4 protein-coding genes are annotated in these 5,199 nt (G+C 56.3%); 3 read left to right on the top strand and 1 reads right to left on the bottom strand.

The window, feature by feature from the left end; all coding sequences use genetic code 11:
* The 3 genes from EK23_RS21030 to mprF all read left to right on the top strand — a co-directional run.
* The coding region (locus EK23_RS21030; protein ID WP_045227365.1) for an integrase core domain-containing protein at positions 1–183 on the top strand (183 nt) is incomplete at its 5' end.
* A 151-nt stretch (positions 184–334) separates the two neighbouring features.
* Positions 335–1,696 carry an AcvB/VirJ family lysyl-phosphatidylglycerol hydrolase gene (locus tag EK23_RS22915; protein ID WP_082054408.1) on the top strand — a complete coding sequence of 454 codons (1,362 nt, stop codon included), beginning with the start codon at positions 335–337 and terminating at the stop codon, positions 1,694–1,696.
* On the top strand, positions 1,693–4,281 hold the full coding sequence (mprF, locus tag EK23_RS21040) for a bifunctional lysylphosphatidylglycerol flippase/synthetase MprF (protein WP_045227366.1): 2,589 nt from the start codon (positions 1,693–1,695) through the stop codon (positions 4,279–4,281). Before EK23_RS22915 ends, mprF begins: the two co-directional genes overlap by 4 nt.
* 90 nt (positions 4,282–4,371) lie before the next feature.
* Here mprF and EK23_RS24905 read toward each other — a convergent pair whose 3' ends face one another.
* Positions 4,372–4,668: a hypothetical protein gene (locus tag EK23_RS24905; protein WP_045227367.1), complete on the bottom strand. Its 297-nt coding sequence runs from the start codon at positions 4,666–4,668 to the stop codon at positions 4,372–4,374.
* Positions 4,669–5,199 lie beyond the last annotated feature (531 nt).

The following is a 5,199-nucleotide window of genomic DNA, read 5'->3' on the forward strand; positions in this document are numbered from 1 at the left end:
TTCCGCAAGAAGCTTTATCTCTCCGTGGACGAACTGCAGGCCGACCTGGATGCCTGGATCGAGCACTATAACCAGGAGCGAACCCATCAGGGTAAGATGTGTTGCGGTCGCACTCCCCCACAAACGCTTCACGCTGGAAAGGAGGTGTGGAACCAGAAAGTCGGTCAGTTGAATCTGATCTGACAACCCAGCGCACCCAAAACGGGTAACTGTCAGATCAGGTCGCGACTTCTACAGTTTTTCCACGCTTGATACCGTCGCATCCGCAGCGCAGTATCTATTTGTCCTGGCCAATTACGCCTTCAACGTGCCTATCTTTCGCAATCCACCCGCCATGGATTACCGCTCGCTCTGCCATCAGCGAATGCTCTTTTGCGCTTTACCCCTTGTGGTTGCGATGTGGGTGGGCACCTTATCGCCAGCCTACGGCGTATTCAAACTTTCGCAAAGGCCGTTCGATGACATCACGGTGGAGCCCCCGTCTGGTCCATCGAAAGGCGTGCTGCTGGTCTTGCGTGCGAAAGGAGAACTCGACCATACATTCTATGAGCCAGCAAGGTTATCGAGTCTTGGCTTCACTGTCGTATGGGTAGATCTTGCTGCGTTAGGCGAGTCTGCGCATCCGGTTAGTCTGCAGCCGAAGGTCATCGCCGATGCGTTAGCCAAAGTCGCGCAAGCCCTGACCGCACAAGACACAAGGCTTGCAGGCAAAGTCCCGATCCTGCTGGGAGCCGGTGATGCGGCACTGTGGGTTTACGAAGTTCTCCTCGCGTCGCCTCCCGCGCAATTTCACGCCGGTATCAGCATCAACTTTTGCCCACCGCCAGATCAGATTTCGGATGGATCGATTCCAGCCGGTGGTACCGGCCAAGGCCGTCAGACTTCCGCTAACTGGTTCGTGTTTCAGTCCCATCCGCCGTGTGACGCCAAGTTCGCTGCACGTTTTATCGACCAAACCGCTAACGCACGGCACGTGGATGTGCCAGATGATACCGAAGCCCTCACCACGCAACTTCAAGCCCTGTTGAACTGGCTGGATCCAAAAATCCCGGACCAACTTCTATCGAAAGCCACTGCAAACGACTTGCCATTGACGGAAATGCGCAGCGACCATCCCGTCAAGTCGCGATTCGCCGTCATGCTGTCCGGTGACGGCGGCTGGGCCGCTTTCGATCGCGGTGTGTCTGCGGAATTGGTCCGCCGCGGAATTGATACTGTCGGCTGGAATTCCCTGAATTACTTTTGGAAGCCCAAATCTCCCGAGCAGACGGCGCGAGACTTGGAGCGGGTTATCCAACGTTACGCACGAGATTGGCAGAAGACCGAAGTCGTGTTGATCGGCTATTCCTTTGGCGCCGATGTTCTGCCCTTTGTTGTAGACCGCCTGCCGCTGGCGGTTCGTGCACGCTTGCGCCTGATCGTGTTGATCGGTCTGAGCTCCAATGCGGCGTTCGAATTTCACCTTAGCGAATGGCTCGGTAACCCAGTGGTGTCCGACAGATGGCTCACGGTGCCGGAAATCGGCCGTATGACCCAGCGCGACCAAGTGATCTGCATCTACGGATCGGATGAAACGGATAGTGCCTGCCCAAGCGCGGCAAAACTGGGCGTGACAGCCGCGCGGCTCAAAGGCGATCACCACTTCGGCGACAATTACCAAACCATCGTCGATCTGATCATGGAAAACCTGAAGTGAGCCCAGCCTCCAGGCACTGTTGCCAGGTCGCACTTTCTCGGGCGAAGCACCTGTTGGGCCCGATCACTGGCTCCGTGCTGTTCTTCGCGTCCCTGTGGACGCTCCACCATTTGCTAGTTGACTATCGCTACGCGGAAGTCAGCGCCGAACTGCGTGCACTGAGCCAGCGGCAAGTGATCAATGCCCTGCTCCTTACGGCTCTAAGCTATCTGACGATGAGCTTTTACGACGTCCTGGCTATTCGTTACATCGGCAACCCCCTACCCTGGACAAAAGTCGGATTCGCTTCGGCCGTCAGTTACGCTTTCAGCAACACGGTCGGCATTTCCATACTTACATCCACTTCCGTGCGCTACCGGCTGTATACCAGTTGGGGACTTTCGACACTGGATATCGGGAAGGTCATCGCATTCTGCACCCTTACTTTCTGGCTTGGGCTGCTGACCACGGCAGGCAGCGTTTTGCTGGTCAAAGGCCATCCGCTTACTCAAGAGTTGAATCTGCCCCGGGGGCAATGGCTCGGCGCTGCCCTGATTACGCTGCCGCTCCTTTACCTGCAGATCTGTGCCCGCTCGAGGAGGGAGTTGTATTGGGGCGGACAGTCGTTTGCCCTGCCGGGATTTCGAATCGCGGCAACACAAATCGCCTTGGGTGCCCTGGATTGGATCCTGGCGGGGAGCGTACTTTTCACCCTCATGCCGGAACAGTTGGACACCGGGCTCCTGCAATTCCTGGGAATCTATCTGATCGCGCAGATTGTCAGCCTGATCAGTCATGTTCCAGGTGGCTTGGGCGTATTCGAGTCGCTGATTCTGCTGATGATGCCTAAGGCCCTTTCTAGCGCCAGCCTCTTGGGAGCGATCCTGGCCTATCGACTTACCTACTATTTTATACCATTGGCCATCGCCGCCAGCGCTCTGGCAAGCTACGAATTCCTGCGTAGAAATCGCCGGCTTGCCGGTGCCATCAAGCAGGTGGGGCCGTGGATCTCCGAACTGGTCCCACAAATCTTCGCGGTCTGGGCAATACTCAGCGGCGCCGTTATGCTGTTTTCTGGGGCCACTCCATCGATTCTTGAGCGGATGGAATGGCTTTCGGACTTGCTTCCTCTGCCGCTGCTCGAAATATCGCACTTCTTCGGCAGTCTCGTCGGGGTCAGCCTTCTGCTTCTGGCGCGTGGCCTGCAACGTCGCCTTGATGGCGCCTGGTTTGCGACCGTGACTCTGCTGAGCGCCGGCATCGTATTCTCCATGCTCAAGGGTGCCGACTACGAAGAGGCGCTAATCTTGATGATCCTCTTAGCCGCACTGCTCCCGGCGCGCAGTCAATTTTACCGGCGATCTTCCTTGTTCGAGGAAAGATTCAGCTCGGGCTGGGTTCTCTCGATCGTCGTGCTCCTGGCCTGTAGCACATGGCTCGGGCTCTTTTCCTACAAGCATGTGGATTACGCTCATGAGCTTTGGTGGCAATTCAGCTTTGGCGCAGCCGGTGACGCCCCGCGTTTCATGCGTGCGCAGGTGGGCGTTTTAGTGCTGAGCTTGAGCTTTGCAATTTCACGGCTGTTGCGCCCATTGCCATTTGAACCATCGCCACCTCAAGTAGAAGACCTCGCCAAGGCAAGCAACATCGTCGCGACTCGCCCGGAAACCTATCCCAATCTGGCATTACTTGGGGATAAAAACTTGCTTTTCAGCTCCAATGATGACGGCTTTCTCATGTACGGCGTTGAAGGGCGAAGCTGGGTTGCCATGGGCGATCCCGTCGGACCTTTGGCGGTTCAAAGGGAGTTGGCTTGGCGCTTCCGGGAGATCAGCGAACTGTACGATGGCTGGACAGTGTTTTATCAGGTTCGGCCCGAAAATCTGTCCTTGTATGTCGACTTGGGACTCAGTCTTCTGAAAATCGGTGAGGAAGCCAGGGTTGACCTTTTGGAGTTCAATCTTGAAGGCAAGTCGAAAAAGAACCTGCGCAATGTTCAGCATAAACTCGAGCGCGATGGCTACCGGTTCGAGATTATCCCGGAAGCGGCAGTGCCTCAATGGCTGCCGGATATGAAAGTCGTATCGGACGCCTGGCTTGCGGATCGCGGCTCTCGCGAGAAGCGATTTTCCCTCGGTTTTTTCGACGACGCTTATCTGCTCCGCAATCCGGTCGCGGTAATCTTCAAAGGCTCGCAGGTCGTCGCGTTCGCCAATCTCTGGCTGAGTGCCGGACTTCGCGAGGCCTCGGTGGATCTGATGCGCTATGTGCCCGGCCTAGACAATGGCATCATGGATTTTCTCTTCGTCAATCTGATGGCTTGGGCAAAGCGCGAGGGCTTCTGCGGGTTCAATCTGGGGATGGCCCCCCTCTCAGGGCTGCCGGATCACGCGCTTGCCAGCACCTGGAACCGCTTCGGGAGTGCCGTATTTGGCCGCGGCGAGCGTTTTTATAATTTTCGGGGCGTTCGGCAATACAAGGAAAAGTTCGCTCCCCAGTGGGAGGCACGTTATCTGGCTGTGCCTCGGGCGCATCAACTACCCAGGATCTTGCTGAATTTGGCGACCCTGATTGCTGGTAGCGTGCGGGGTATCGTGCGGAAATGATTTTGTCCCGGCTTCATAATCCAACGGCGAATGTCTGGTATCGCACTCTCGGATGGGTAACCGACGTTTCCGCGTCCTTTTGCTGAGTATTCAGGTAATGCCCAACCGTTTGTCCAACGCCAACTTTATCTCGCTCACCACCAGGATCCCTCCCGCCTCGGCCCGCTCAAGAAACGGCGCCGGAAAGGCGGCTTCCGATTCGCTAGAAAGGTTCTCTCGGCTCCGGCCACCCGGTCCCGGGCTCGCCTCGTCGCAACAACCACCTCGGCCGATAAAGCGTTGGCGCAATTGGCAGGCCCATCCTTCCGAAATGCCTAACAACGCCGCTGTCTGCCTCATCGAGATATCCCATTCCAATGGAAACACCACAGCCTGGGCCTGCCGCAATTCACCGATTGTTTTCGCTTTAACCAGGCTCTCCTTCGCCTACGCCATAAGTTCTCGCCCGCGAGCTGTTCTTATCATCGCCAAACCTTGTCGTGAGCCAGCCCTATTGTTTCATTTATAATTTAGAAATTGAATTGGCCGGACACTCTGGAATCCTTGGTTATGAAATGGCTGTGTTCCGCACTATTACTCCTGCCACTATTAACCGAACTAGCTGTTGATCAGAGGGCCAGCCCATTTAGTTAGGGAAGCGCCGATTAATGGGAGTTTTTGACGTGCTTGGGCCGACTGCGCTCGGTTTGGTTCGTGGTCAGGCGTAAATTGGTCCGAAAGAGCGTTTTTGGGGGCAAATCCGCCCGTGGCTTGTACCCCAACGGCGAACTGCGGGCGCACCTTACCTGTGACCTTAGGCCGCGCGCATGGCAAGCAGGTGGCGTCGAACCCGATAGACGTTGGTCAGCGCGAACAGCACTTGCCATTGATGGGTGTTCTTCTTCAGCCCACGATATCGGGTTTTCCGATGGCCAAACA

Source organism: Methyloterricola oryzae (assembly GCF_000934725.1).
Taxonomy (GTDB): domain Bacteria; phylum Pseudomonadota; class Gammaproteobacteria; order Methylococcales; family Methylococcaceae; genus Methyloterricola; species Methyloterricola oryzae.

Coding starts and splice junctions, on each gene's coding strand:
- EK23_RS22915 (WP_082054408.1), top strand. CDS start 335: ATGGATTACCGCTCGCTCTGCCATCAGCGAATGCTCTTTTGCGCTTTA.